The sequence below is a fragment of the Actinokineospora enzanensis DSM 44649 genome (assembly GCF_000374445.1).
Classification (GTDB): domain Bacteria; phylum Actinomycetota; class Actinomycetes; order Mycobacteriales; family Pseudonocardiaceae; genus Actinokineospora; species Actinokineospora enzanensis.
In genome coordinates, this window is record NZ_KB894404.1 from 484596 (window position 1) to 510881 (window position 26286).

Below are 26286 nucleotides of genomic sequence, written 5' to 3' on the forward strand. Positions count from 1 at the left end.
GCTTGGCGTTGCGTCGGGTGGCCCGTGCTCGGGCTCTATAGAGGACCGATCGAATGGACCAAGGTCCCGGTCCGCTGGGGTCTCCGGGCCGATTCCGGCTCGCTCGCGAGCGAGCAGTCTCGGAGGTGTCGGCGAGAGGAGCACGTGATGCGGGCGGAGCACATCCTGGTCGGGTTCGACGGGTCACCGACGGCGGCCACCGCGCTGGAGTGGGCGTTGTCCGAGGCCGAGCGCCGCGACGTCGCGGTCCGGGTCGTCTGGGCGTGGACCAGCGGGCCGCCGTGGGATGAGCGGGACCGGGTGGCCGAGGGGCTGGCCGCGGCGGTCGCCGGGCACCCGACCGTGGATGTGCAGTACGACGACCGCACCGGGGCGCCCGGTCCGGCCCTGGTCCGGGCCGCCGAGGAGGCGGACCTGCTGGTGGTCGGCTCGCACGGTACGGGCGGTGTGCTGTCGGCGCTGGTCGGATCCACGACCGCCTACTGCGTGCGGCACGCCCGGTGCCCGGTCGTCGTCATGCCCGTGCACGCCGAGCGATCCTGATCGAGGAGGAAACCACCGTGAACACCCCCACCCGCCCACCCGTGGTCGTCGGCGTCGACGGGTCGCCCTCGGCCACCGAAGCCGTCCGCTGGGCCGCCGCCGAGGCCGCGCGCCGCGCTCTCCCGCTGTGGCTGGTGTACGCGTGCGCGCCGGTCGCGGCCGAGTACCCGACCACCGGCCGCCCCGTCTGGCTGGACCCGCTGACCGAGCAGGGCGCGCAGTGGCTCGCGGCGGCGGAGGAAACCGTCCGGGAAGTCCACCCCGGACTGGAGACGCACCGCGAACTCCGTCACGGCTACCCGGCCGCGGAACTGCTCGACCTGGCGAAGGACGCGGCGGTGTTGGTCACCGGCCATCGCGGCATCGGCGGTTTCGAGGGCCTGCTACTGGGCTCGGTCTCCGCCGCTGTCGCCGCCCACGCCCGCTGCCCCGTGGTGGTCGTGCGCGGTTCGTCGGCCCCTGATGGCCCCGTGATCGTCGGCGTCGACGGCTCCGCCGCGGGTGACGCGGCCATCGAGTTCGCCTTCGCCGAGGCCTCCGCCCGTGGCCACGGCCTGCTGGCCGTCCACGCCTGGAGCGACATCGCCTACGCGGGCGCCTGGATGCCCTTGCCCCTGGTCATCGACTGGGACGAGGTGGCGGGCGACGAGGAGCGACTCCTCGCCGAACGCCTGGCGGGCCTGAGCGAGAAGTACCCCGACGTCCCGGTCCGCCGCGTCCTGGTCCGCGACCGCGCCGCCCGCGCCCTCCTGAAACACACCGCGGACGCCCAACTGCTGGTGGTCGGCGGCCACGGTCGCCACCTGCTGACCGGCCTGGGCATGGGCTCCACCACCCGAGCCCTCCTCCACCACGCCGACTGCCCGGTCGCCGTCGTCCACGCCTGAGCCGTTCTGCGGTCCGCGGCCGACACATGGTGACGCTCGTGGATCCGGTGTGCAGGCAGCATGGGCCGCGCACGACTGGCGTCGGGTGGGTGACCACCGGGGACTGCACGTCGAGAAGACATCGTCCGCCCGCTCGGAGTTCCGGTTTGAGGAGCATTTCGACTCCCCGGACGACCAGCTCGCCCTGCGGGTCGATCGGTCAGGGTTCGAGCTGGACCGGGATCGAGTCGCGCTGCCCGGTCGGGTGCTGGGTCACGCCGTGCTCGTCGTAGATCTTGACCCAGTCGACGGTCGGGAACTGCTTGAGCGTGGGCATGATCTCGCCCGCGATCGTGATGACCGCCGAGCCGTCGGAGTTGATCGGACCCAGCAGCAGGACGTGGGCCACCCGGTCGGCGTCGACGCGCAGGTCGGTGAAGCCGGTGGCGTGGCTGTCGACGAACCGCAGGCCCCGACCGCGTTCGGACTCGGTCGGACCTTCGAACAGCGCGCGCAGCGCGGCGCCCGCGACCGCAGGCTTGTCCAGGCGCCGCTCGACGGCGGTGACGGGAGGGTCGATATTGGCGTCCACCTTGTGGTTGTCGCAGAAGAAGACCTCGCCGCAATACCACGGACTGTGACCAGCATGCGCGATATCGACCACGATCCGTGCCCCACTGAGCGAGTAGGCGCGAAACGACACCGGCTCCTCGCCACCGACCGCGATGCCGAAGCTGAGGTGCCCCTCGAAGTCGCCCGCCAGCTTGACCTGCCGAATCTGCGGCAGCCCGGGGCGCAGGTCGCGATCGCCCACCGGAATGGTCGGCGCGCCGTTCTCGTGCGCGGCCGCCCATCGCATGGTGACCAGCAGCTTCGCGCCGGGCAGCATGGGCAGCGGGGTGCCCTTGGGATCCTCGATGACCTCGGGCACGTAGCCGACCGAGAACCCCGGCGTCGAGGTGTTGTCACGGAAGTCGAAGACCACCCGGTCGAACCCCTCATCGGGATGACCGCCGGTACGGACATCGACCAACACGGCCGTGGGATGGTTGGCAGGCGGCAGACCGTGTTCGACGGTCGAGGTGCACGGCGTATTCGACATCGTCGACACTCCCTTACTGCGTGTGCGTTCCGGCCGCCCCATCCTCCTCCGCGCCACCACACCCGAACAAGAAGCGAAAGTCCCCGGTCAGCCTGTAGTCCACAGTGGACTTACCGGGCCTGGACGGCGCGTCGGGCGACCGGGCGATCCGGGTCGCCGGGCCGTCATGTCGGCTGGTGAATGGACCAGGGCTACTCGTTCTCCAGCGGTGGATAACGGCGGTCCCATTCACCGGGGCTGTTTCGTGGAGAGGCGTGATTGAAATGCCGATATGCATCCGTGGCGATGGTGTCGACAGCCGCGTAGTCGGTGAGGTTGTACTGCCATGGAAGTCCTGGCATGCCCACATGCGTGCCCAGCAACGCGCCCGCGATAGCGCCCACCAAGGGCCGGTTGCCGCCATGCGTGACCGCGCGAGCGAGGGCATAGTCGGCAAGGTGTTCGTAGCCCGATACGGCGCTGAATGCCTGTCGGAGCACGGTCACAGCGTCCTGGCCGGTGCCGTAATCCGTCGGTGACGGGGTGGTCAGGAGGCCACGGTCATTGAAGTGGGGGAGCTTCACATCGACACCCTCGATTTGGCGGGTGACCAGCCACAGGCGGTTGTCGAGCGGCTCCTTGACCATCATGGCCGCCAGCACCTCCGCGAGATACGCCGCAGGCTGCCTGTCCTCTTCGGACGTCAGGGCCCAGGCCGCCGCCGGGACCCCACCCGCCGGGGCAGTGGAGGGGCCGCCGTCGAGGAGGGCGGCCGGGAGGGCGGAGACCAGGCCGAGGGCCATGGTGTTCGGTACCGGGGGGACGGGGCCCAGCGCCCGGGGGAGCCAGCCGTCGGTGGCCGTCAGGCCCGCTTCGGCCGCGGCGTGGACCTGGGCGCCGGTGGGGGTGCGCTGGGGGCCGCGGATGAGGCCGTCGGTCATCGCGAGCAGGCGGCGGGTCAACGGGCCGAGAGGGAGGGTGGCGGGGACGTTGAACCGGGTCTGGTCGAGCCTGCCGAGTGCCTCGCCGAGGGCGAAGCCGATGAACGCGCCGAGGACCTTGGGGTAGCTGTATTTCCAGCCGTAGTGGTGCTTGTTGTCGTACTTGCCGTACGTGTCGAGCACCGCCACGAGCCGACCATCGTCGTCATAGGACGGTCGCAGTCCGACGGAGTACGGGTCCGGGGGGAGCGGGCGGCCGGACTGGAGCCACAGCTTGCCGCGCACGATCGACCGGACCTGCTGTTCGGTCAGCTCCCAACCGTTCTCCCGCGCGTGTTCCACTTCCGTTCGCGGGAGTTCCAACCGTCCTTTGTAGTCGAGTTCCGTCGCGGTGGCCCGAACCAGGTCGACGATCTCGCCGACCTGGTCGTACCGGGTGCCTTCCTCGTCGACCGGCGGGAACACGCGCGGGAAGTCCTGCAGGGTGCGGACGAGGTCACCGGCGATGAACGAGTCGGACCGTTGCGCGCCACGGATCATGACCTGCGCGTCGGCGGGCACGGAGGTGACATACTCCGAAAGGGACACCTTGCGCCAGAACGCCTTGTCCTGGTCCGGGCCGAGGGCGAGCGGGCTCGCGTACACCATGTGGCCGTATGGCGTGCGCGGCAGGTAGACGTCCATTTGGGTAAGTGCGACAAGGAACTGCTCGTCGTCCAACCAGCCTGCGTTGCGGTAGACCATGAGCCATTCCACCGGGTGGTCGGGCCGCCGCATTCCCTTGCGCAGTCCGCCGCAGAGGTAGACCGGGCTGTCGATCCGCTCGCCGGTCTTCGGGTCCTCCCAGGCCATGACGGCGTTGATGGGCACGCCGAGGTAGGCGAGGCCGGATTCGTTGACCTCGGGGTCGACGAGTTCGACGAGGTGCCGTTGCCCGGGGACCTCTGCCGGGACGCTGCACATCCACGGTTGCGGGCCGGAGTGCCGCAGTTGCCCGTCGAAGTAGCGGACGATGAGCGAGGGCGCGGGGAAGATCTCCTTGAGAGGTTCCGTTCCGTCAAGGTAGGCGACGGAGTTGTAGGGCACCGACCAGCCTTCGGGCACGCGCATCACGTTGTCCAGGTCGACGCGCAGGCCGGTGGCCTCGGTCAGCCGCAGCCATTCCTCGACCCGTGCGGCGGCTTCAGCTGCGTCCATGACTCACCCTCTCGTTCCCCATCAACGCCACCCGGTCGCGATGTTCTTCGGCGGCAGCCCCTCGGCTCGGCGGCGTTCGTCTTCTTCCCACAGCGGGAATGTGCGTTTGTGGATGGCTTGGACCAGAGCTGCTTCGGCAGGCTCGAATTGGATTCGTCCTTCGGCTTGAAGCTTGTCATGGATTGCTTGAATGGTATCGTATAGAGCGAAGGCGGGTCCTTCGCCGCGGAGACGCTGGCGGACTCCTTCGGAGTATCGGACGAAGTTGTCAAAATGGGTCCGTGTGATGTAGCTGGTAGTGGTGGCGCCGGTGACCTCGTCGATCAGGTCGTCGTTGCGCTGGAAGACGCCGGTTTCGAGGTTGAGCAGGTAACCGCGCTCCTCGCGGTTCTCATCCTGTTCAATCCGGTAGGTGGTGCTCCCGTAACGGTAGTATCTCGTCTGCGTGGCCATCAGGCGTCTCCCTCGGTCGTGCCACCTGCCGCCTTGTAGGCGGCGCCGAAAAGCTCCCGTTCGCGCTGTCTGATGGAATTGAACAGTGCCTTCTCCTGCGGAGTCATCGTCTTGTCCGGCCGGTCCTTCGCCATGGCCTTGATGTCCCGCCGAATCTCGTAGAGCGCGTGTTCATAGTGTGCGACGTCGTCGATCTTGTGTAAGTGCAGACGAAGTTCGCCGACATGTGTGGTGCCGTCCGGGAGGCGAACGCGGATTCCCAGCTGGAGGTCACGGTACCCACTGTCCTGCGGGTTTTGGAATCGATCCTCGAAGGACACGATGTCATACGGCGACTCCGCTTGGCCTGCGATATCGAGCAGGGTGCCCAGTCCGCGATAAGCGTCGGCCATGGAGTGGAACTGTACCTTCGAGCCGATGAGGTCGTTCAGGTCGGCGGGCGTCTTGCCCTCGGCAGTCGCCTTGTCCCAAGCGCGCACCCGGCTCTTCTCCGATGTGCGGGAGTGGGCCTCGCCGTCGGCTTCCTGAGCTACAGCGTCAGCCAGTGCGTGCAGCATGTCCTGCTTCTGCCGCCAGTTTTCAAACAGCCCGTCGATGTATGCCTTCTTGTACTCGTCATCACCATGACGAGATCCGTCGTAGTCGGACTGAAGGTTTGAATCTGTGGGCACGTTCGCTGCCCGCTGTTCGGCCAGATCTGCCACCGCGTGTTGCTCGGGGGTAAGTACCGCGGCGAACGGCGCGTCCAGCGAGTCGAAGTGGTCGACCAAGGCCTCGGCGCCGCCCGGGTGGTGGAGGACCTCGTCCACACAGGCGCCCAGGATGTCGATGGCCTCCTGGTGACGGAGGACGTTGGCGAGGGCGATCGGGCGCTGGAGGATCGATTCCTCCAGGAAGGGCAGGGCCTGGATGGTGCCCAGCAGCTCCGGGTGACGGGGCAGCATGGCGGCGATGGCCTCGCCGATGTGCAGGCGTCGGATCTCGCCGTCGACCTCGACCGGGATCTTGGCGGTTTCGTCTCGCTTGCTGGCCGCGTCGGCGCGTTCCATCGCGTTCTGGACGTCGTCGCGTTGGAGGTAGTGGTGGACCTCTTCGACGGACGGTGTCTGGCGGTGCGGTTCCGGGGCCGCGCCGAAGCCGTGGCCGGATGCATTGCCGGGATGGCCGTACGGGTCGGCGCCGAAGGTGGCGCGTTCGTGGTGGCGGCGGGCGACCTCGGCGAGGTCGTAGGGGAGGAGGCGGACCCGGTGGGCGTTTGGCGGCAGGTGCATCAGGGTGTTGGACTGGCCGTCCACGAAGGCGACGCCGTCCCGGGTGTGCACGACGTCGGCGACGTGCTTGTAGATCTTGCCGTCGGAACCCCGGTGCTCGATGGCGATCACCGCTCGGGAGCCGACTTGGCGGCCGCGCATCTCGCGGATCACGGTGTCGAAGTTCGGGTGTTCCTGCCACCGGCCGCCCAGGTTCCGTTGCACGTACTCCAGCGTGCCCAGGGTCTCCAGGTCCTTGGGCAGCACCGGGCCCGCGGACGCCTCGATCCCCGCGTGCCGCAATGCCGACGCGACGGTGACGCGGGTGCAGTTGGTGCGGAATCCGTTCTCGTGACCGTACTTGTGGTAGTAGTGCGGGTTCAGCGCGGCGAGCGCGGCATGCTGCTCGGCCATGTAGTGCGCCGCGGTTCTCGGGTTCGCGGTCCCGGCATGGATCGCCGCCTCATACGGCGGCCGCGTGGCCCACGACAACCGCGACCAGTCACGCCCGCCCTGCCGCTCTCCGGCCGCCATCTCATGCGTCCGCACCGGCTGGGTGTGCCCGTCGGCGGCAAGGTGATGAGCGTCCTGCCACACCTGGTGATCGCCGGAATGCGCGTGTCGCTCTGGCTGACCGGGTGCCTGTCCCGGATGGCGGGGTGGGGCGGCCTGGCGGGGCTCGGTGCCCGTGCGGGTGCCGGAGGCATCCGGATGGCTGGTTTGCGGGCGATCGGTGGACCCGGGCCGGTGGTCCGGTCGGCCGTGCTCGGCGCCGACCTGGTGACCCGGTGTCGGTCGGCTGGTTCCGTCTCCGCCGGGACGACGGTCCGGCCCAGCCGCCGATCGGTCCGTGCGTGTGAGGTCTGACGGTCCGGGCTCGGTGCCGACGTGGCTGTGGTGGTCCGCTGCCTGCTGACCGGTTCGTTCGCCGCCGACGCGGTCCGACGGACGACCTGTGTCCGATTGACCTGCCCGAGTGCGATCCGGCAGGTCGGGATCGGCACCTGCGCGGTGGCGATGGCCTGGTACCGGGTGGCTGGGTTGTCCGTCGCGCGGGTGGTCGAGGCCAGCGGCTGATTGACCGGTTCTCGTGTGGTCCGGAAGTCCGGGCTCGGAGCTTGTCCGGCCGACGTGGTTCGGTGCAGGCTGGTCGGTTCGCCCGCCGGGGTGCTCGGGGCCGATGCCCGGGTGGCCGGTACGGGTGTGGTCTGGGAGGGCCGGCTGTGCGCTTACTCGATCTGGTGTGGGGTGGCTGGCTTGCCCGTCGCCGTGATCAGCTGGGTGGTCGAGGTTGGCGTGCAGCTGGTTCTGGTGGCGGGGAGCCGGGTGGCTCGTTCGCGTCTCAGCCGGACGGTCGGGAGTAGGAGCACCGTCTGTGTCCGGGGGGCCGGTTCGTTCGCCGGTGGGATGACCGAGGTCGTGGTGGTCCGGCTCGGTAAGGCGGTCGGGCGGCTGGGTCGGGTCGGTGTCCGGCTGGCGAAGGGGGTGGTCGTCGGGAGTGTGCTGGTCTGGAAGGGGCGACAGGGCTGTTCGGTGTTCGTCGGCCGGGTGGGCGGTCTCGGGTTCCTGGGCGTCGGGACCGTGCTCGGCCGGGGGCTGGTCGGACTCGCCCGCGAGGATGCTCTGGATGGAGGAGCGGTCGGTGGGGGTGCCGCTGTTGTTGTTGACCAGGGTGCGGATGGCGTCGCGGCGGGCGGCTTCCTGGCGGTTCAGGTCGCGGCGGTGGGACAGTTCGGCGGCGGCGTCTTCCGGGCCGAGGAACTCCGGGTCACCGGGAAGGACTTCCCTGACCCGGATGACGATCTTCTCCCGGGCCCGGCCGTTTTCCACGACCTCGACCGTCCGGTTGGAGACCGTGTGCCACTGGGTGCCGGGCTTGGTGATGCCTTCCCGCTCGGCGGTCTTCAGCGACAGGTCCCGGATGTCGCGGGCGGTGCGGCTCTCGATGTGGATCTCGACGTCGTCGCCGAACGGGCTCGTGTCGTTGTCGTCGAGTTTGATCGTGGCGCTCACCAGGGCGGGCTCGACGGTCGTGCGGCCCTCGACGTACTGGGCGGCGATCCGGTGCGCACCGGCCATGCCCTGCGACGACCGGATGCCGCGCACCATCCGCAGTTCCTGCGGTGGCAGCTCGTTGATGGCCGACACGATCGCCCGGTTGGTCAGCGAGTCCGCCTCGAACAGGGCCGTTCGATCCTCGGGCCCCAGCCGCATGGACCGGTTGACCGTGTCGAACACGTCGTGCTCGGTATACGAGTGCAGTGCGAACGCGCCCGCGTCCGACACACCGGCCATGTGCGGCGAGCGGTCCCGGAGTCGGAGCGCGGTCTCGGTGAGCTTGTCCGCCCGGTCCGGCTCCGTGATCAGCGACCGGATCGCATGGTTCTCCGCTGGTCCGGCTCGGTAGTCCGGGTCGTGCAGGTAGCTCTCGTCGAACCGGACCGGCTCCGGTCCGGGGTCGAGCGCCTTGTCGACGGCACTGCGCCCATCGTCCCCGCCGTGGTCCGCTCGACGATCCGACGCGCCGTCCCGGGCTTGGTCGGCTACCCGATCCGAGCCACCGAGGTCTTCGACTCGTTCGCGCGCTTCCTCGCGGTGGGGCGTGTGCTGGTCGGGGTGCGATGCCTCAGAGGACGGTCGGGTGTCGCGTTCCGCAGTGGACTCGGTCGTCTGCTGGACGTGCTCCGATTCCCGGGAGGCGGGCTGATTTGTGCGCCGATCCGCATCGTCTGTGGGCTGGTGCGCGGGCGCTTTCGTTTGCTCGTGTTGGTCGGGCGTTCGCGGGTCACGAGTGGTGCTGTCCGGAATAGACGTTGGTGTGTGGTCTGCGCGTCGGCCGTCGATGCCCGTGTCGCGCGCGGTTGTACCCGGTTGCTGGTGTTGTGGTGTGAAGCCGGGGCGCGCCCGGGTGTCACCGTGGATGTTGTTCGCAGTGGACTCTGGGTGGCGGGGTGCGTGCTGGTCGGACGGCGGTCCCGTGTGGTGTTGCGTCGGGGTGTTCGGTTGGTGCTGTCGGGGCGCGGGCTGGCTGGGGCGTGTCGAACCGGGGTGGGGTCGGCTGCCCGGACCGGCAGGCCGCTGCTCGGGCGGCATCGGCTGTCGGTGTGGTTGCTGCTGTGTGCCGCGGTCGTACGGGTTGGCGCCCTCACGCCTTGGGGGCATGGGTGAGCCCGGCGGGTAGGGGTGAGCCGATCGCGGGTGTCCGGTGCCCGGATGGTCCATAGTGGACCGCTGGTCCGGCGTGGGTGGGCGCATCGGGTGCTGGGGTGGCGGCAACGGCCGTCCCTGGGGCGGCATGGGGCCGCGGGGCGGTGGCTGCCGGCGAGGGGCTTGACCCGGGTGGAAAGCCTGGGGTGGCGGGCCGTATCCCGGTGACTGCCGAGGGGCGAAGCCCTGCTGGGGATGTGGCGCACCACCGTTCCAGGGCTGGGACGGTCCCGGCTGTGGTGCGAACGGTCCCCGAGGCGGCTCCTGCCCCGACGGTCCGAACCCGGCGGGTGACATCCCGAACCCGCCGGTCGCCGCTCCGGGTGACGTGCTGTCGATAGGTTGCTCGGAACGGGGTGCGCCTGCTCGCGGATCGCTGCCGCGCGTCGCGGGTGGTTCGGCGGAATGCCCGAATCCGCCTGCTGTCTGGCCGAATCCGCCCGTGCTGGAAGGACTGGCCTGGCCATGTCCGGTCCCGGGCCCGTCATTGGCGCGTGAACCGCTCGGGCCGCCGCCTGCCGGTGTCTGCGCCATCGGAGCGCCTGGACTGCCGCCACGGTCAGCCGGGCTGCTGTCTACCGGCGCATGACCTGGCCCACTCGCCGTGATCGGCTGACCGGTGTTGCCACGGCCGGAATGCGGCGCGTCGGTGGTCGCCTGGACATGACCGCCCGCGCCCGGTGAGTTGCTTGCGTGCGCTGCCGGTGCGCCGTGGGTTGCCTGCACATTCCCGGCACTGTTGCCTGTCGGCGCTGGACTGCCCGCTTGCGTGGGTCCATTCGCATGAGGGGGTGTTCCGTTGCCAGGACCACCGAGCCCCTGCGGCGAGGGTGTGTTGTGACCTGCGGGTGCTCCGTTGCCGGAGCCGGCGGTGTTGCCCTGTGCGGGTGCGTTGTGGGTCGTTGGAGAGTTGCCGGGCCCACCCGTGTTCCCTTGCGCGGGCGCGTTGTGGGGCGCGGGGGTACCGTTGTTGGGGCCGCTAGACCCGTGTGACGGTGCGTTGTGAGTGGGGGGAGCACCGCTGCCGGCGTTTCCTGGTGGAGGTGCGTTATGGGTTGAGGGAGTGCCGCTGCTGGGTGCGTTGTGGGCTGGAGGAGTGCTGCTGCCAGGGCCGCCTGTGTTTCCTTGTGCGGGTGCGCCGTGGGGCGTCGGACCGTTTCCGGTGCCACTGGTCGTGGACGAGTGGCTGGCGCTTCCCTGTGCGGGACTGTTCGTGTGTGGAGCGGATGCGTTCTGAGATGCCGCGCTGCTGGCCGGGGCAGGACCGCCGGCGCGCGGTGCGGGCGGGCTGCTTGTCTGGCTGGCGGGACCGCTCCTAGCACTGTCCACGCCGGAGGCAGCCGGGCGGAAGCCCGCGTTCGGTGAACCGGATGTCGCCCCGCTGTTGGACGCGGCAGGCGCTCCCGTCCGGCCCGCGCCAGCGGAGCTGTTGCCGGACCCCGCAGAAGCGGCTCCCTGGAAGCCCGCCGTCGGGCCTGCGTCCGGGGTGGGGCTCGCAGAACGTGATCCACCAGTCGACCGGTCGAGGTCCGGTGTGGCCACGGCAGAGGACTCCGTCGTGGTGTCGAGGGTCGCGGTGTCGAGTACCGACGACAGGCGCGACGGCCCGGGGGACAGGCCGCGCGCGGCCTCGTCCGGGACGGGTTTGGCGCCGGTGCCGTGCCCCGGGGAAATGCCCTCCTTGGCCCGGTCGGCGCCGCCCTGGATGGCGCCGCTGCTGGCGCCGGTGAGGATGTCCTTGGCCGACAGGTTGCCCAGGTCGCCGGTGACTGCGGCCTGGCCGACGGTCGACGCGACGCCTTCCGCGGCGCCGCGGACGCCGCCGCGGACCGCGCTGTCGACGAAGTGTTTGCCGAGGCTGTCGCCGACGCCGCGGGTGACGTTCTTGGGGATGGCTGCGGAGGCGGCGCCGACGACGCCGTCCACCGCGCCGCCGACGGCCGCGTCGGTGGTCTTGCTCCAGTCCCAGTTCTTGCGGTCGCCGGAGAGCATCTGGATGCCCTGGATGCCGACGTCCATCGCCACGTTCATGGCGACGTTCTGCACGACCTCCTTGGCGACCTTCTTCAGTACCCGCTTGACGATCTCCGTCGCCAGCTTCTTGAAGCCCTGCTGGATCAGCTTCTCGATCAGCTGCTGGAACAGCCGCTGCACGACCGTGCGGGTGGCCAGCTGGGCCGGGACGATGCCCGCGGTGGAGGCACCGAAGGTGCACCAGGCGGTGGCGATCATGGCCGCGATCGAGATGGCCAGCATGATCAGCGAGGCGATGATCATGTACTTGGTGTACTCGACGTCCAGGGCGGTGGCCTCGGCCGAGTCGCCGAGGGCCTGGCAGGCCTGGGCCAGGGAGGTGAAGTAGGCGCCGTCGCCGTCGACGAACTTCTTCCACAGCTCGCCGAAGGCCTGCGCGGCCGCACCGTCCCAGTTCTCCAGCGCCTCCTGCGCGCCCTGGTTCGCGGTGCCGGACACGCCGGGGATGGCCTGCGCGGCCTGGTGCCAGGCGTCGCGCAGCTGCCGCAGCCGGTCCTCGTCGCCCTCCGGCCAGCTCTCCCCGACGACGATCGGAAGCAGCCACTTGACCTCGTCGGGCATCTCCATACCCACGGATCAGGCCCCGCTCCCCAGGCCGGACGTGGTCGCGTCCTCGTTGCCCCGGTAGCCCCGCATCGAGTCGACCAGGCCCTGCCGGATGTTGCGCAGCCCCTCGTCGATGGACCCGAACCCCTCGCGGGTGCCCTCCGCGCCGGGCACGTAGTCCTTGGCGAACTCCCGGCCGGAGTCGTCGTCGCCCCAGCACTCGCCCGCCGCCGCGAGCGCGTTCTCCAGGGTGGACGCGATGCCCGCCAGCTGGTCGGCCGCCGCGCCGAACCGCTCGGCGGCGCGGGCGGCGACGTCCGGCTGGATGTCGAAGCCTGCTCCCGGGCCGCTCATCAGGACCGCCGCTTGCGCAGCCAGGTGTCCGGCGCGCCGTCCTCGTCGTCGAGCGGGTCGTCGGCCACGGGGGCGGTCACCTGGATCTCCGGCAGCAGGTCCTTGAGCGCGGGGGCGTCCTCGAACAGGTCGTCCAGATCGGGCAAGCCGCTGGTCAGCGGCGTCATCAGGGCGGAAACCTGACCGCGCACCTTGCTCGCGCCCTGCCGGGACAGCCGCAGCACCTCCCTGGCCAGGACCTCGGGGGTGGTCTTGGCGAACGCGGAGGGTGAGATCTCCAGCGCGGAGAGCACACCGGTGGCGTCGACGGTGGCGGTGACGAGGCCGTCGGTAGACGTCACGGTGGCGGTGACCTGGGCGGCTTCCTGCTGCGCGTCGCGCAGTGCCTCGGTCTGGCGGTGGAAGGTGTCCAGCAGGTTGTCGACCTGCTCCTTCATGGCCGCGTTGCGTGCCCGCAACTCGGTCAGGTCCTCGCCTGGCATCCGTCCCCCAGCTCCCCCGGTGGTAGTGCGGCTCCGACCCTATCGTGACGGTGTTCTGCTACCGCGCGCGTCCGGGTAAGTCGCTGGTAGGTGCCGTTCCGGTGGGCCGGTGTCAGAGGTTCTGGCCGTAGACGCGGTCGACGGGCATGGACATCAGGACGCGGCGGTCGGTGACCATGGCGGTGCGGTACTCGGTCCAGTCGGGGTGTTCGCCCGCGGCTCGGCGGTAGTACTCGACCAGGGCGTCGACCTCGGGGCCCGCTGGATCGGTTCCCGGGCCGGTGAGGGTGGCCACGCCCTCGGCGGTGGCCCACGAGCGGCCGTCGGGGGCGGTGACCTCCAGGGTGGCGCGCGGGCCGCGGCGGAGGTTGACGGTCTTGGCGCGGCCGTCGGTCATGGAGACGTAGAGCAGGTTCGTGTCGGGGTCGTAGAACGGCATCACGGGGGACAGCTGGGGGCGGCCGTCGGACTTGATGGTGGCCAGGATGCCAAGGCGGCTCTCGGTCAGGAGGGCTCGTGGGTCGAATGTCGTCATATCTGCGGCAAGGCGTGCGGGTCGTGGGCTATTCCCGTCACCCGGTTCCACATTTCATCACAGGTGAACGACCAGGAACGTTGCCATTGGAGGCCCCGGGGCCAGGTACCGGCGGTGAACGATCACAGGGTTCCGCCTGGTAACGGTGCGGCGTTGTCCGGTGTGGGGGTGCGGGCGACGGTGGGATCGGGGCCGCCGGTCAGGTCCCTCGACAGTCCTCACCCTGCAAGGAGAGACCTCGTGGACCGAACACTCCTCCGGCGCGGCCTGCCGTGCCTCGTGGCCGCCGCGGCGGTGTCCGCGCTCGCGTCGGCCACCCCGGCCGTGGCCGACTCCGGTGCGCCCGCGCGGCCGAACGGGCTGATCAAGACCGCGGACCACACCGGGGCCCGGGACGTCGTGCCCGTGCACGCGCCGTTGAACGCGACGCCGTCGGCGGCGAAGAAGCTGACCTTCACCGAGCAGGTGCAGTCGCAGGACCAGTGGTGCTGGGCGGCGACCGGGTCCAGCATCGAGCGGACGCTGGGCGGCAAGGCGACGCAGCGGCAGTTCTGCGCGGCGGGCAAGGACAGCTCGGCGTCGTACTGCCCGAACGAGGGCGCGGAGATCGACGAGATCGTGCATGCCTTCCAAGGCACCGGATACAAGGCCGAGAACGCCAACGGGGCCATCACCTTCGCCGCGGTCGTCGGCCAGATCGACGCGGGAATCCCGCACCTGACCGGTATCTACTGGACTTCCGGCGGCGGTCACGCCAACGTCATCTACGGCTACGACTCGACCAACAAGAGCATCATGGTCGGCGACCCGTGGCCCGAGTACCAGCGCTACCAGACCTGGGCGTACAGCCGGTACCGCACCAACGGCCAGTTCACCTGGGGCGACACCATCGTCAACATCGCCAAGGCGTGACGGACGCGGTCGTGCGGCCACCGGCCGGACCGGCGGAAGGTGGTGGGCCCGCCCTCGGACCGCCACCCCCGCCCCCCGGACCGACAGCCCCACGACCGGGGCGCGTGCACGGTGGACAACCGCCGTGCACGCGCCATTTCACCGCCGGGCGCTACTGGGCGCTGAGGTGGAAAACCAGACAGAACGGGTGACCCGCCGGGTCGCGGTACACCCGGAAGTCGGTCTCCGGATGGGGATCGGGCACCCGGGTCGCGCCGATCTCCAGCACCCGGCGGTCGGCCTCCTCGATGTCCTCGACCGCGATGTCCAGGTGCAGCTGCTGCGACCCCGCCGGGTCCGGGAACCGCGGCGGCTCGTGTTCCGGTGACAGCTGACACGCCAGCCGTCCCCCGTTCGGGTCGGTGACGACGTACCAGTCCTCCTCCTCTGTGGTGACCTCGCCGCCCAGCAGGGCCGCGTAGAAGCGGGCGAGTCTCCCCGGGTCACGGGTGTCGAGCACGATGCTGCGCAGTCGTCCGATCACAGGGGTGGACCTGCCCGGACGGTCGCGATCCGAAACCGGGCGGGGTCCCTCCTGGTGGGAGAATTCGACAGATGATCATTCTGGTTCGACAATTCCCCCACGTCGAGTCGGGAGGTGGGGGATGGGCGCCGAGCTGAACCGCCGGTCGTTCCTGGTGGTCGCGGGCCTGTTGGGGCTGGCAGCGTGCGGGTCGGATACCGGGCGGGAGGGGTCCGCGGCCGGGACGTTGCGGCACTGGTACCACGCGTATGGCGAGGACGGGGTGCAGGACGCGGTCCGCCGGTACGCGGCCGCCTACCCGGGGGCCAAGGTCGAGGTGCAGTGGAACCCCGGCGACTACGACTCCAAGATCGTGACCGCGTTGCAGAACAGCGCCGTGCCGGACGTCTTCGAGGCCCAGCTCAAGGTCGACTGGGTGCGGCAGAAGCAGGTCGTGCCGCTGGACGACCTGCTCGGCGACACCCGCGACGACTTCGTCCGCACGCTGCTGGACTCCCAGACGGTCGACGGGAAGCTGTACGGAATCCCGCAGGCCATCGACACCCAGATCCTCTACTACCGGCCGAGCCTGCTGGAGAAGGCGGGCGTCACCCCGCCCAAGACCTTGGACGAGCTGGTGGAGGCGGTGAAACGGCTGGACACCGGCAGCGTGCGCGGCCTGTTCGCGGGCAACGACGGCGGCGTGGCCGTGCTCACCGGGCCGTTGCTGTGGTCGGCGGGCCTGGACTTCCTCTCCCGCGACGGCAAGGCCCCCGGCTTCGACGACGCCCGCGCGGCCATGGTGTTCGGCAAGCTGCGCGAGCTCAACCAGGGCGGCCTGCTGCTCGGCTCGCCGACCGACTGGTCCGACCCGGGCGCGTTCGTCAACGGGCTCGCGGCCATGCAGTGGACCGGCCTGTGGAACCTGCCCAAGATCACCGCGGCGCTGGGTGGCGACGTGGGCGTGCTGCCGTTCCCGCGCCTGGACATGGCGGGCGACGAGTCGGTGCCGGTGGGCGCGTACAGCGCGATGGTGAACGCGCGCAGTGCGGACGTGGCGGCGGCGAAGGCGTACGTGAAGTGGCTGTGGGTCGAGAAGACCGACTACCAGACCGAGTTCGCCACCGCGTTCGGCGCGCACCTGCCCGCACGGCAGAGCCTGGCCGCGAAGACGGCGCAGAACGGGCCGGGCCGGGAGGTCGTCGAGTTCGTCACGCGTAGCGGCCGGATCGCCGCGCCCGCGCGGTGGTCGTCGCGGGCCAACCTGGCGCTGTCGGACGCGGTGTCGCGGATCGCGCGCGAAGGTGCCGACGCGGCGGGCGAGCTGGGGACGGCGCTGGACGTGGCCAGGGACGAGATCGCGCGGCTGGACCGGTGAGGCGGTCCGCGCGCACGTTCTGGCTGTTCGTCGGCCCGTTCGTCGCCGGGCTGCTGGTCTTCACGTATGTGCCGATCGGGTGGAGTACGTACCTGAGCTTCTTCGACGCGCACAACACGGTGGCACCGACGGACTTCGTCGGGCTCGCCAACTATGTGGACGTGCTCACGGACGGGGAGTTCCTCGGTAGTGTCAGCACGTTCACGGTGTTCGCGGCGTTCATCATCCCTACTACTACGGCGCTGGCACTCGCGTTGGCACTGCTCGTGAATCGGATCCGGTTCGCGCGCACGTTCTTCCGATCGGTGTTCTTCCTGCCGTTCGCGTGCTCGTATGTCGTTGCGTCGTTGGTGTGGAAGATGTCGCTGTTCTCCGGAGTGGACAGTGGTGTCGTGAACACGGTGTTCGGCTGGTTCGGTGGCGAGCCGCAGGCGTGGATCGGGACCGTCGACCCGCCGCTGTACTGGGTCGTGTTGGTGACCGTCCGACTGTGGCTGCAACTGGGCTTCTACATGATCCTGTTCATCGCCGCCCTGCAACGCATCCCGGGAAACCTGTACGAGGCGGCGTGGATCGACGGCGCCTCGCCTCGACAGGCGTTCCGGCACATCACCCTGCCCGGCCTGCGCGGCACGCTGATCGCCGTACTGACCCTGAACCTCATCAACGCCTACCAGGCCTTCGACGAGTTCTACAACATCCTCGGCGACTCCCGTGGCTACCCGCCGTTCGCGCGCCCGCCGTTGGTGTACCTGTACTACACGTCGCTCGGCTCCGGCGGCCAGGATCTGGGCCGGGGGAGCGCGGGCGCGGTCGTCCTGGCGCTGGTGATCGCGTTGGTGACCTTGCTGACCGGTCGGGTCTTCCGGAGGTCGCAGTGATGCGCGCTCTGCGGTGGTTTGCTCTGTCGGTCGGTGCGGTGGTGTTCCTGCTGCCGTTCGCGGTTCTGGTCCGGGACGGGGTGGGTGGCTGGTCGGAGGTGTTCTCCGATCGGGAGATCCCGTTGGTGCGCAGCCTGCTGAACTCGACGGTGGTGGCGGTCGGGCAGACCGTGGGTCAGGTGGTGTTGTGCGCACTGGCGGGCTACGGCTTGGCGCGGGTCCCGTACCGGCACGCATCCGTCGTGCTGTACGCGATCGTGGCCACCCTGATGGTGCCCACGGCGGTGACATTCCTGCCGAGCTTCGTGGTCGTGTCCAGCCTGGGGTGGCTGTCCGACCTTCGCGGCCTGATCGTCCCTGGCTTGTTCAGCGCGTTGAACGTCTTCCTTTTCCGCCAGTACTTCCAGGACTTTCCTACGCCCTTGGAGGAAGCAGGCCGCTTGGACGGCCTGACTGTGTGGGGTGTCTATTGGCGGGTCGTCGTTCCCAATTCGAGGGGGTTCGTGGCGGCTATCGCGGTGATCGACTTCATCGGCAGCTGGAACCAGTTCCTGTGGCCGTTGATCATCGCCCAGGACTCCTCCACGTGGACGGTCCAGGTGGCATTGTCGAGCCTGTTGACCGCCCAGAACCCGCGCATCACCCTGCTCTTCGCCGCCGCGACCGTCTCCATCCTCCCGATCGTCCTGATCTTCGTCGTCCTCCAGCGCTACCTCGTCCGCGGCGTCACCGAAACCGGCCTCACCGGCCAGTAGCTTCAGGGACCTCCAGGGTCGCGGCCATGAGGCTCTGGGTGTAGGGGTGCGTCGGATTGCCGAGCACGGAATCCGTCACGCCGGATTCCACGACCCGCCCCTGGTTGAGGACCACAGTCGTATCGGCGATGCTGCGGACAACCGCCAGGTTATGCGTCACGAACACCATCGACAGACCATCACTCAGCAGCGAACGAAGAAGCTCCACCACAGAGGCCTGAACAGACACATCAAGCGCAGACGTCACTTCATCGCAGACAAGCACCGCCGGATCACACACCAGCGCGCGAGCGATCGCGACACGTTGGCGTTGGCCGCCCGAGAGATCGGCAGGATGGCGAGATGCCAGCCGAGCAGGGATCTCGACGCGTTCGAGGGCCTCGTGGACCCGGCTTTCGGCCTGACGGGCGGTCAGGCCGAAGTAGTGCTGGAGCGGCACGGCCAGGCTGCGGCCCACGGTCCGGCGGGGATTCAGGGAGCCATAAGGGTTCTGGAAGATGTACTGCACCTGGCGTTGGACCTCCTTCCCGCGCGTCCTCCCGATGGCAGCGCCGGAGAACGTCAGCACCCCCTCCTGCTCCTCATGCAACCCGACCAGACACCGCGACAACGTCGTCTTCCCGCTGCCCGACTCGCCCACCAACGCCAGACACTCACCCCGAGGCAGGCTGAACGACACATCGAACAGCACCTGTCGCCCGCCATACCCCGCGTTGAGCCCGGCGACCGAGAACACCTCCTCGCCACCACCGACAACCCGAGCCGAGGGCGCGCGCGACACAGCCCGAGAAGTCCGGGCCACCTCGTCCATCCGCAGACACCGCACCGAGGTCCCTGACGGGCCTGGCGTCAACAACGGACGAGTCACCGAGCAGGCATCCACAGCATGGTCACATCGAGGCGCGAAAACACACCCTTGACGGGCTTCATCGGCCCCAGGCGCGCGCCCGCGAATGGGGACCAACTGGTGTCGGTGAGTAGCGGATGGCACCGCTGCCAACAGCGCACGCGTGTACGGGTGGCCGGAGCGCACAAGCACATCCCGGTCACTACCGCTCTCGACAACCTCACCCCCGTACATCACCGTCACGTAGTCCGCGACATCCGCCACCACCGCCAAGTCGTGCGACACATAGATCGCCGCCATGTCCCGCGAACGGCACAGCGACCGCACCATCTCCAACACCCGCGCCTGCGTGGACACGTCCAACCCGGTGGTCGGCTCGTCCAGCACGATCAGCCGGGGGCCCGCCGCGATCGCCATCGCGATGGCCACGCGTTGTTGTTGGCCGCCGGACAGCTGGCGGGGGCGGCGCTTCAGGAACGCGTCGTCGCCGGGCAGGCCCACGTCCACGAGTAGCTGCTTGACCCGGGGCAACGCCTCTCTCCGGGGGACCCCCAGGCCCTCGGTGAGCTGCGTCGCGAGGCTCAGGCTCGGGTTCAGCGCCGTGGCCGGGTCCTGCGGCACGTACGCGACCTTGCGCCCCCGCGCCCGCCGCAACCGGCCCTCCGGCAGGGCGAGAAGGTCGACGCCGTCGACGACCACTCGGCCGCCGGTGATCGTCGCTCCCGGTCGGGCGAAGCCGAGCAGCGCGAGCGCCAGCGTGCTCTTGCCCGAGCCGGATTCCCCGACCACGCCCATGACCTCGCCCCGGCCGAGGGCGAAGCCGATGTCCTGGACGATGTCGTGCCCCGTCCCGTCGATCGTCACCGTGACGCCGGAGACCTGGACTTCCTGGGTGACTTCCTCGATCAAGTCAGCGCTTCCCTTCCGTGCGGCCGACAGTTCGGGCGACGGACTCGGCGACCAGGTTGCCGCCGAGCGCCATCATCAGGATCAGCGTGATCGGCGCCAGCACCGGCAGGGGCGCGACGGACAGGCCGTCCTGGTTCTCCCCGACCATCAGTCCCCAGTCCGCCGCGGGCGGCGCGATGCCGAACCCCAGGTAGCTCAGCGAGGCGATCGCCGCGACCGCCCACACCAGCCGCATGCCGGTCTCCACCATCAGCGGCGACGTCACCCCCGGCAGCACCTCGCGCAGCAGGACCTGGCGGGGTGGCAGGCCGTTCGCCCGCGCCCACAGCACGTATTCGCTGGCCACCACCGGCAGCGCGGCCCCGCGCAGCACCCGAGAGACGCCGGGCATGAACGCGATGCCGACCAGCACCGAGGTCAGCAGCGTGCTGCGCCCGAGCATCGACACGAACAGCAGCACGAAGATGATCTCCGGGAAGCTCAGCAGGACATCCATCGCCCGCATGAGCACCGCGTCCACCGCGCCGCCCCGGTAGGCGGCGGTCAACCCGACCAGACATCCCAGGAACACGCCCAGCCCCGCCGCGAGCACGGCCATCCACGACAGCGTGAGCCCACCGTCGAGCAGCCTGCTCAGCACATCCCGGCCAAGGATGTCCGTCCCGAGCAGGAAGCTCCCATCGGGATCCGCCAACGGCTGTCCCACGATCGTGTCCGGTGCGTACGGCATGAGGAAGTGGCCGAACAGGACCACGAACCCCACCACGGACAACAACACCAGCCCCAGACGGGCCTGTCCGGTCCGCATAGCGCGCCCGAGTACCGACAGGTTGCCGTTCATCGCGACCTGCCCATCGCCGAGAGAATGTCCGCGAGAAGGTTGAACACGTAGTACGCGGTGGCCAGAACGAGAATGCACGCCTGCAACACCGGTAGGTCGTGCGAGTTCACCGCGCTCACCACCGCCGTGCCGAGGCCCGGATACGAGTAGACGTACTCGACCACCACAACACCCGTGATGGTCACCGCCGCGACCAGGCTCGCCGCAGGCAGGCTTGCCGCGACCGCGTTGGGCAGGGCGTGCCGGAACAGGATGCGCCGCCCGCTGAGCCCCTTCAACGTCGCCATCTGCACGTACTCGCTGTTCATCGCGTCGATGAAGGACGCCCGCACCAACCGCCCCAGATACATCACGCCCATGAGCGTCAATGTCGTCACCGGCAGCACCAACTCCGCCGGATGCCACCACGGCATGTCCCCGGGCGGGATGTTCGACACGCCCGGCAGCACACCCAGCACCGATGTGGCGAACAAGGCGATCAGCAGCATCCCCACCACGAACGCGGGCAACGCGGTGAACAGCGAGGACACCGCCACGAACGCCTTGTCCCACGCGCTGTCCCGCTGGTGGGCGCTGAACACCCCGACCACCACGGCGATCGGGAGGATCAGCACCAGCGAGATCAGACCCAGCGCGAACGAGTCGAGCATTCGCGGCCCGATGATGTCGACCACCGGCTCGCCGTTCTGCAACGACGACCCCATCTCCCCGGTGAGCACCCCGGTGAGCCAGTGCCAGTACTGGACCACGAGCGACCGGTCCAGCCCGAGCTGCTGCCTCAGGTCCGCCACCTGCTCGGCGGTCGCGTCCTTGCCCAGGATGATCCGCGCGACGTCACCGGGCAACGCCTGCGTCACCAGGAAGAGCAGCACGGACACCAGCAGCAGCACGAACACGCCGAGCAGGAGACGACGAACCAGCCACGAGAAGGACAACCCACCTCGCGGGACGGAAACACGCGTCATCAGTGAGGACATATCAGCTTCCGACGGTCACATTCGTCAGGAAGGACAGCGGCCGCCCGTTCACATCCGTCACCAGCCCCTGCACGCTGCCCTGGTAGGGCATCAGCACGTCCACGAACGCCGGTATGATCATCGACCCTTGCTCGTTCTCGATCTTGTGCAGCTGGTTCATGACCGCGCACTGCCGGTCGCCGGTCGCCTGGAACAGCTCGCCGGACAGCTTGATGAAGTTGGCGTTGTCCCAGTGCGTGGCGTTCGAGACCTGGTCGGGCTGCAGCGTCCCGATCACCGTCGGCAGGTAGGGGATCGGGTTGAAGTCGACGAACGCGGGCCACTTGCCCCACTTCGACAGCAGCTCCGGCACCGGGACCACGTTGACCTCGACCTTCACCCCGGCCTTGGCCGCGTTCTCGGCGAACACCTGCGCCAGCTCCCGCATACCCGGCAGCAGGCCGTCGGTCGTGATGGCGAAGGACAGGTTGCTCTGCCCGGCCTCGGCCAGCAGCTTCTTCGCCTGCTGGATGTCCTGCTTGCGTTGCGGGAAGTCCGGCGCGGGGCATTGCGGCGTCCCGCCCTCGTGGTCGTTGGCCACTCGCGCGTAGCCGCCGAACGCGTTGGAGACGACCTGGTCGCGGTCGATCAACAGCCGCAATGCCTGCCGCACGCGCATGTCGTCGAACGGCGCGACTGTCGTGTTGAGACCGATCCGCAGGGTGTAGTCGCCCTTGCTGTCCAGCAGCTGGATGCCGTCCTTGCCCGCCAACGACTTCGCGATGGTCGGGCTCGCGCCGGAGGCGATGTCGACCTGCTTGGACAGCAGTGCGTTCGCCTGCGCCTGTTGGCTCTCGTACTCGACGATGTCGACCGCGCCGAGCTTGGGCTTGTCACCCCAGTAGCCGTCGAACCGGGCCAGTGTGGACTGCCGTCCGGCAGTGAAGGTCTTGACCGAGAACGGACCGGTTCCGACCGGCTTCGCCGGTGCGGTGCCGGTCTTGGTCATGGGCAGCAGGATGTTCGCCCAGATGTCCTTGAACGGCCCGAACGGCTGGCTGAGTCCTACTCGGACGGTCAGTGGATCCAGTGCGGTGACGGTGTTCGCGTCGACTGTCTGGATGAAAGCCAATCCTTGCACCGCGTGCGCGGGGTCGCGCAGGTACTTGATGCTGGACACGACGTCGGCAGAGGTGAAGTCGCTGCCATCGCTGAACTTCACGCCGGACCGCAGCTTGATCGTCCACTCGGTCAGGTCGGCGTTCGGCGTCATGTCCGTGGCCAGCGCCCAGTCCACCTTGCCGGTGGGGTCCAGGCGGGTGAGTCCCTCGTAGAGCAGCGCGCTGCGCAGCTGCTGGGTCGGGCTCTGGTTGCTCGCGTAGGGGTTGAGCGTCTCGCCCGGGTCGGTGGCGGCCGCGATCCGGAGCGTGGCGCTCCCGGCACCCCCGCTCGCGCGGTCTGGGGCCGAGCAGGCCGCGAGCAATGCGGCGGCGAGGACGGCGGCGAGCGCACGGGTCGACCGAGTGGGTCCGGGGGATGTCGGGCAGCGGGTCACTGGGCGGCTCCAGTCTGGTGAATACGGCACGCGGGACAGCTCTAATCCCTTAGACCAGATCCCCGATGCCTGGTCCCCGGAAGAAGTTCGGCCCAGGCTACGACGCCGGATGGGCGAAGGGAAGACCGCGAAGAGAACTTTCTAAACGCTTAGATTCAAGAACTGAGGACGTGTTACCTTCTGCGTCGAGATGTCAGGGGGACGGAGCTAGGAGGAAGTACGACGATGACCAGCCCGTACGAGCACCTGTTCGTCAGGAAGATGCCGAACTGCCTGGACGACCTCGTCAACGAGGGCGCCGCGAGCGGCGTCGTCGAGCCGCCGAACGTGGGCGAGGCGCTCGCCCTGATGCGGTCGAACGAGGTGCCGCAGAGCAAGATCCACCTGACCTACTGCTGGATCCACGAGTGCTCCGAGCCGGTGCAGTGGGTGAAGGAGCACGAGCACGACTACGACGAGATCCTGATCTGGCACGGCAACGACCCGGACAACGTCGACGACCTCGGCGCCGAGATCTACATGGACATCGAGGGCGTCCGGCACACCATCACGACCAGCGGCTCGGTCTACATCCCGGCGGGCACCCGGCACTGCCCGCTCGGATTCAACCGGGTCGACCGGCCGTTCCGGTTCAGCGCGCTGTCGTTGAGCCCGAACTACTCCTCGGACGAGCACAAGCCCGTCGAGTAAGTCCTCTGTGGTCTCGTCGGCCCCGTCGTGTGCCCGCGGCGGGGCCGACGCGCGTCACCGGTCGGTCGGACACCCGCACGTCACGCCGATGCTGAGGGTGCCGTCAAGGACGACAGTGCCTGCCTGTCCGCCCTCGTAGAAGGCCTCGTCCAGGGCGTCGAAGGCACGGACGGCGAACTCCTCCAGCGGCAGGCCGACCGTGGTGAGCGGGAACGCGCCCAGACGCGCCTCGCGGATGCCGTCGAACCCGACCACGGCCAGGTCCTCGGGCACCCGCAGGCCCAGGTGCGTGGCCGTGCGGATGGTGACGAGCGCCTGTTCGTCGGTGGTGGCGTAGATGGCGCGCGGGCGAGTGTCGCTCTCCAGCACCTGTCGCACCGCGCGTTCCGCCTCGACCCGGTCGAACGAGGTGCGGATGAGCCTGCCGTCGGTTGGCAGGCCCGCGGCCGCCATCGCCTGGCGCCAGCCGCCTTCACGACCCACGGCCGGTCCGACCTCGATCTCGCCCGCGACACAGACGATATCGGTGTAGCCGTGTCCGATGAGGTGCTCCACGGCGAGTGTGGCGCCTTGCAGGTCGTTGAACGTGACGCTGGGGGAGCCGGGCTCGGGCGCGGCCCACTGCAGGTAGACGCGCGGGGTCTCGTCCTCGTGGCGGGGTCGTTCCCCGGTGGTCACGAAGATCCCGCGCGGCCGCAGTTCCGCGAACGCCTCGGCGTACTGGTCGCCGAGCGTGGAGTGGTAGCCGGTGTTGCCGAGCAGTGTCAGCAACCCACGCCGCCGCCCCTCGGCCTCGACGCACCGCGAGAGTTCCCCGAAGAAGGCGTTCGCGGTGTCGGGGACGAGCAGACCGATCAGATTGGACCGTCCGCCGCTCAGCGCGCCCGCGAGCGGGTTGCGCCGATAGCCGAGCAGCTGGATGGCTTCCTCGACCTTCACCCGGGTCTTGTCCGACACCGGCCGGGGCCCGCCGTTGAGCACGTAGCTGACCACGGCGGTCGACGTCCCGGCCAACCGGCTGACGTCGAGCAGGGTGGGCTTGCGCGTGGAGCGGGCCGTCCTCTTGCTTCCCACGCGCCTGGCTCCTGTCCGGTCGGGTTGCTGCGCCCCACTGTAGAGCACCGGGCGGCGGTGGATCTCCGTGCAACCGATGGTTGCGCATGACCGGCGGGCGGCCTACAGTCATGAGCAACCGATGGTTGCGCGAACGGAGAATGGCGTGGAGTACGGGAGCATCGAGCGCGAGATCCACATCGAGGCGGCACCGGGGGTGGTGTACGAAGTGGTCAGCACGCCCGAGCATCTGCGCGAGTGGTGGCCGGACGACGCGGACTTCACCTCCGCTGCCGGCGCCACGGGTGTGATCTCCTTCGGCGGCGACATCTCGTCCGCCGACAACATCGCCCCGATCACGGTCGTGGAGGCCGACCCGCCCCGCAGGTTCTCCTTCCGCTGGGTCTACGAGGACGTGGCGACCGCGACCAACTCGCTCCTGGTCACCTTCGACCTGGTGCCGGTCGGCACCGGCACCCTGCTGCGGATGACCGAGACCGGCTTCCGCGAGAAGGGCTGGGAGGCGGCGATCCTGGAAGAGCAGTACCGCGACCATGTGTCCGGCTGGGACTACTTCCTGCCCCGCCTGACCCCCTACATCGCCCGTCTCGTCAAGACCCCATGACCGCCGCCATCGACGACGACCTGTGGTCCGCCATCGGCGACCCCACCCGCCGCCGCCTGCTGGATCTTCTGCTGGCCGACGGCGGCGGCACCGCGACCACACTGAGCGACCACCTCCCGGTGACCCGCCAGGCCGTCGCCAAACACCTCGGCGTCCTCGACCGCGTCGGCCTGGTCCACGCGACCCCGGCGGGCCGTGAACGTCGGTACGAAGTGGACGAAGTCCAACTGGCCCGCGCGGTCGCCCAGCTGGCTTCCGTGGGCGCGGCCTGGAACGCCCGTCTGCTCCGTATCAAGCGGATCGCCGAAGCCATCCAACGCACCCGCGAGAACTGACCCGAGACGAAGGTATGGCAATGGTCGACATCATGCACCGCATCGGCATCACCCGGACTCCCGCCGCCGTCTACCCGGCCCTGACCACAGTGGATGGACTCGCCAAGTGGTGGACCGAGGACACCCAGGGGAGTGGCGACGTCGGCGGCTTACTGCAGTTCCGGTTTGAACAGGGCGGGTTCGACATGCGAGTCCTGGAAGCCCGACCGGCCGAGCTCGTGCTGTGGGAGGTGGTCGAGGGACCGGAGGAGTGGATCGGCACCCGTGTCCGCTTCGAGCTGAAGCAGGAGGAGGACTACACGATCGTCCTGTTCCGACACGAGGGCTGGCGCGAACCGGTGGACTTCATGTACCACTGCAATACCAAGTGGGGAACGTTCCTGATGAGCCTCAAGCGCCTACTGGAAACCGGCACTGGCGAACCGGCACCCAACGACGTCCAGATCAGCAACTGGCACTGAGTCTTTTCCTCCCGCCACCCACCCTTCGTCTTTTCCTCCCGCCACCCACCCCTCATTCCCGCCCGGCACCGTTCCCGGCCTGGCAGCCACATCGCCA

The 26286-nt window shown here is 69.2% G+C and carries 23 protein-coding genes; 10 read left to right on the plus strand and 13 right to left on the minus strand.

The window, feature by feature from the left end; genetic code table 11:
• The first annotated feature begins 147 nt into the window (after positions 1-147).
• Positions 148-543, plus strand: coding sequence for a universal stress protein (locus C503_RS0104425; RefSeq protein ID WP_018680998.1), 396 nt, complete (start codon positions 148-150; stop codon positions 541-543).
• Positions 544-560: 17 nt separating this feature from the next.
• Positions 561-1430: a universal stress protein gene (locus tag C503_RS0104430; protein ID WP_026315970.1), complete on the plus strand. Its 870-nt coding sequence runs from the start codon at positions 561-563 to the stop codon at positions 1428-1430.
• Between the two features lie 199 nt (positions 1431-1629).
• Here the strand turns inward: C503_RS0104430 and C503_RS43000 are convergent, their stop codons facing one another.
• The 7 genes from C503_RS43000 to C503_RS0104475 all read right to left on the minus strand — a co-directional run bounded on the left by C503_RS43000 (position 1630) and on the right by C503_RS0104475 (position 13489).
• Positions 1630-2511: a GerMN domain-containing protein gene (locus C503_RS43000; protein ID WP_156892950.1), complete on the minus strand. Its 882-nt coding sequence runs from the start codon at positions 2509-2511 to the stop codon at positions 1630-1632.
• Between the two features lie 191 nt (positions 2512-2702).
• Complete coding sequence (locus C503_RS0104445) at positions 2703-4628, minus strand: YrhB domain-containing protein (RefSeq protein WP_018681002.1); 1926 nt, start codon at positions 4626-4628, stop codon at positions 2703-2705.
• Positions 4629-4649: 21 nt separating this feature from the next.
• Entirely contained in the window at positions 4650-5081 is a 432-nt protein-coding gene (locus C503_RS0104450) for a hypothetical protein (RefSeq protein ID WP_018681003.1), read from the minus strand.
• Positions 5081-12133, minus strand: a complete 7053-nt coding sequence (locus C503_RS45670) for a WXG100-like domain-containing protein (protein WP_156892951.1) — start codon at positions 12131-12133, stop codon at positions 5081-5083. Before C503_RS45670 ends, C503_RS0104450 begins: the two co-directional genes overlap by 1 nt.
• A gap of 15 nt (positions 12134-12148) precedes the next feature.
• Positions 12149-12472 (minus strand): WXG100 family type VII secretion target, encoded by a 324-nt coding sequence (locus C503_RS0104465; RefSeq protein ID WP_018681004.1) that lies wholly within the window; start codon positions 12470-12472, stop codon positions 12149-12151.
• Positions 12472-12954 carry a YbaB/EbfC family nucleoid-associated protein gene (locus C503_RS37860; protein WP_018681005.1) on the minus strand — a complete coding sequence of 161 codons (483 nt, stop codon included), beginning with the start codon at positions 12952-12954 and terminating at the stop codon, positions 12472-12474. Before C503_RS37860 ends, C503_RS0104465 begins: the two co-directional genes overlap by 1 nt.
• Before the next feature lie 112 nt (positions 12955-13066).
• Positions 13067-13489, minus strand: a complete 423-nt coding sequence (locus tag C503_RS0104475) for a PPOX class F420-dependent oxidoreductase (RefSeq protein ID WP_018681006.1) — start codon at positions 13487-13489, stop codon at positions 13067-13069.
• Positions 13490-13729: 240 nt separating this feature from the next.
• Between C503_RS0104475 and C503_RS0104480 the strand changes: the two genes are divergently transcribed.
• The gene (locus C503_RS0104480; RefSeq protein WP_018681007.1) at positions 13730-14401 is read left to right on the plus strand and encodes a papain-like cysteine protease family protein; all 672 of its coding nucleotides are present in this window, start codon (positions 13730-13732) and stop codon (positions 14399-14401) included.
• A 151-nt stretch (positions 14402-14552) separates the two neighbouring features.
• Here C503_RS0104480 and C503_RS0104485 read toward each other — a convergent pair whose 3' ends face one another.
• Positions 14553-14924 (minus strand): VOC family protein, encoded by a 372-nt coding sequence (locus tag C503_RS0104485; protein WP_018681008.1) that lies wholly within the window; start codon positions 14922-14924, stop codon positions 14553-14555.
• Between the two features lie 121 nt (positions 14925-15045).
• Between C503_RS0104485 and C503_RS0104490 the strand changes: the two genes are divergently transcribed.
• From C503_RS0104490 to C503_RS0104500, 3 genes are read left to right on the plus strand one after another with little or no spacing between them, the layout of a single operon-like run.
• Positions 15046-16281, plus strand: a complete 1236-nt coding sequence (locus C503_RS0104490; protein WP_018681009.1) for an ABC transporter substrate-binding protein — start codon at positions 15046-15048, stop codon at positions 16279-16281.
• Positions 16278-17162, plus strand: a complete 885-nt coding sequence (locus C503_RS0104495; protein ID WP_018681010.1) for a carbohydrate ABC transporter permease — start codon at positions 16278-16280, stop codon at positions 17160-17162. The genes C503_RS0104490 and C503_RS0104495 overlap by 4 nt, the downstream gene beginning before the upstream one ends.
• Positions 17162-17917 carry a carbohydrate ABC transporter permease gene (locus C503_RS0104500; protein ID WP_033400237.1) on the plus strand — a complete coding sequence of 252 codons (756 nt, stop codon included), beginning with the start codon at positions 17162-17164 and terminating at the stop codon, positions 17915-17917. Before C503_RS0104495 ends, C503_RS0104500 begins: the two co-directional genes overlap by 1 nt.
• On the opposite strand, the gene C503_RS0104505 is transcribed toward C503_RS0104500, so the two are convergent.
• The 4 genes from C503_RS0104505 to C503_RS0104520 are packed head-to-tail and all read right to left on the minus strand — an operon-like array spanning position 17904 to position 23025.
• Positions 17904-19673, minus strand: a complete 1770-nt coding sequence (locus C503_RS0104505; RefSeq protein WP_018681012.1) for a dipeptide ABC transporter ATP-binding protein — start codon at positions 19671-19673, stop codon at positions 17904-17906. The genes C503_RS0104500 and C503_RS0104505 overlap by 14 nt on opposite strands.
• Before the next feature lies 1 nt (position 19674).
• Positions 19675-20514: an ABC transporter permease gene (locus C503_RS0104510; RefSeq protein ID WP_018681013.1), complete on the minus strand. Its 840-nt coding sequence runs from the start codon at positions 20512-20514 to the stop codon at positions 19675-19677.
• Positions 20511-21479 carry an ABC transporter permease gene (locus tag C503_RS0104515; RefSeq protein ID WP_245572395.1) on the minus strand — a complete coding sequence of 323 codons (969 nt, stop codon included), beginning with the start codon at positions 21477-21479 and terminating at the stop codon, positions 20511-20513. The genes C503_RS0104510 and C503_RS0104515 overlap by 4 nt, the downstream gene beginning before the upstream one ends.
• Before the next feature lie 13 nt (positions 21480-21492).
• Entirely contained in the window at positions 21493-23025 is a 1533-nt protein-coding gene (locus tag C503_RS0104520; RefSeq protein ID WP_018681015.1) for an ABC transporter substrate-binding protein, read from the minus strand.
• A 225-nt stretch (positions 23026-23250) separates the two neighbouring features.
• Here C503_RS0104520 and C503_RS0104525 point away from each other — a divergent pair, with 225 nt between their 5' ends.
• The gene (locus C503_RS0104525; RefSeq protein WP_018681016.1) at positions 23251-23715 is read left to right on the plus strand and encodes a cupin domain-containing protein; all 465 of its coding nucleotides are present in this window, start codon (positions 23251-23253) and stop codon (positions 23713-23715) included.
• Positions 23716-23769: 54 nt separating this feature from the next.
• Here C503_RS0104525 and C503_RS0104530 read toward each other — a convergent pair whose 3' ends face one another.
• Positions 23770-24789: a LacI family DNA-binding transcriptional regulator gene (locus C503_RS0104530; RefSeq protein ID WP_018681017.1), complete on the minus strand. Its 1020-nt coding sequence runs from the start codon at positions 24787-24789 to the stop codon at positions 23770-23772.
• 145 nt (positions 24790-24934) lie between these two features.
• Between C503_RS0104530 and C503_RS0104535 the strand changes: the two genes are divergently transcribed.
• From C503_RS0104535 to C503_RS0104545, 3 genes are read left to right on the plus strand one after another with little or no spacing between them, the layout of a single operon-like run.
• The gene (locus C503_RS0104535) at positions 24935-25393 is read left to right on the plus strand and encodes an SRPBCC family protein (protein WP_018681018.1); all 459 of its coding nucleotides are present in this window, start codon (positions 24935-24937) and stop codon (positions 25391-25393) included.
• Positions 25390-25728: an ArsR/SmtB family transcription factor gene (locus C503_RS0104540; RefSeq protein ID WP_018681019.1), complete on the plus strand. Its 339-nt coding sequence runs from the start codon at positions 25390-25392 to the stop codon at positions 25726-25728. Before C503_RS0104535 ends, C503_RS0104540 begins: the two co-directional genes overlap by 4 nt.
• 20 nt (positions 25729-25748) lie before the next feature.
• Entirely contained in the window at positions 25749-26189 is a 441-nt protein-coding gene (locus C503_RS0104545; RefSeq protein ID WP_018681020.1) for an SRPBCC family protein, read from the plus strand.
• Positions 26190-26286: the final 97 nt, after the last annotated feature.

Bases quoted from the DNA above. Each gene is read 5' to 3' on its own strand.
- C503_RS43000 (WP_156892950.1), bottom strand. From the start codon at position 2,511: ATGTCGAATACGCCGTGCACCTCGACCGTCGAACACGGTCTGCCGCCT.
- C503_RS0104525 (WP_018681016.1), top strand. From the start codon at position 23,251: ATGACCAGCCCGTACGAGCACCTGTTCGTCAGGAAGATGCCGAACTGC.
- C503_RS0104450 (WP_018681003.1), bottom strand. From the start codon at position 5,081: ATGGCCACGCAGACGAGATACTACCGTTACGGGAGCACCACCTACCGG.
- C503_RS0104545 (WP_018681020.1), top strand. From the start codon at position 25,749: ATGGTCGACATCATGCACCGCATCGGCATCACCCGGACTCCCGCCGCC.
- C503_RS0104490 (WP_018681009.1), top strand. From the start codon at position 15,046: ATGGGCGCCGAGCTGAACCGCCGGTCGTTCCTGGTGGTCGCGGGCCTG.
- C503_RS0104515 (WP_245572395.1), bottom strand. From the start codon at position 21,479: ATGACGCGTGTTTCCGTCCCGCGAGGTGGGTTGTCCTTCTCGTGGCTG.
- C503_RS0104510 (WP_018681013.1), bottom strand. From the start codon at position 20,514: ATGAACGGCAACCTGTCGGTACTCGGGCGCGCTATGCGGACCGGACAG.
- C503_RS0104465 (WP_018681004.1), bottom strand. From the start codon at position 12,472: ATGAGCGGCCCGGGAGCAGGCTTCGACATCCAGCCGGACGTCGCCGCC.
- C503_RS0104540 (WP_018681019.1), top strand. From the start codon at position 25,390: ATGACCGCCGCCATCGACGACGACCTGTGGTCCGCCATCGGCGACCCC.
- C503_RS0104425 (WP_018680998.1), top strand. From the start codon at position 148: ATGCGGGCGGAGCACATCCTGGTCGGGTTCGACGGGTCACCGACGGCG.
- C503_RS0104500 (WP_033400237.1), top strand. From the start codon at position 17,162: ATGCGCGCTCTGCGGTGGTTTGCTCTGTCGGTCGGTGCGGTGGTGTTC.
- C503_RS37860 (WP_018681005.1), bottom strand. From the start codon at position 12,954: ATGCCAGGCGAGGACCTGACCGAGTTGCGGGCACGCAACGCGGCCATG.
- C503_RS0104445 (WP_018681002.1), bottom strand. From the start codon at position 4,628: ATGGACGCAGCTGAAGCCGCCGCACGGGTCGAGGAATGGCTGCGGCTG.
- C503_RS0104475 (WP_018681006.1), bottom strand. From the start codon at position 13,489: ATGACGACATTCGACCCACGAGCCCTCCTGACCGAGAGCCGCCTTGGC.
- C503_RS45670 (WP_156892951.1), bottom strand. From the start codon at position 12,133: ATGCCCGACGAGGTCAAGTGGCTGCTTCCGATCGTCGTCGGGGAGAGC.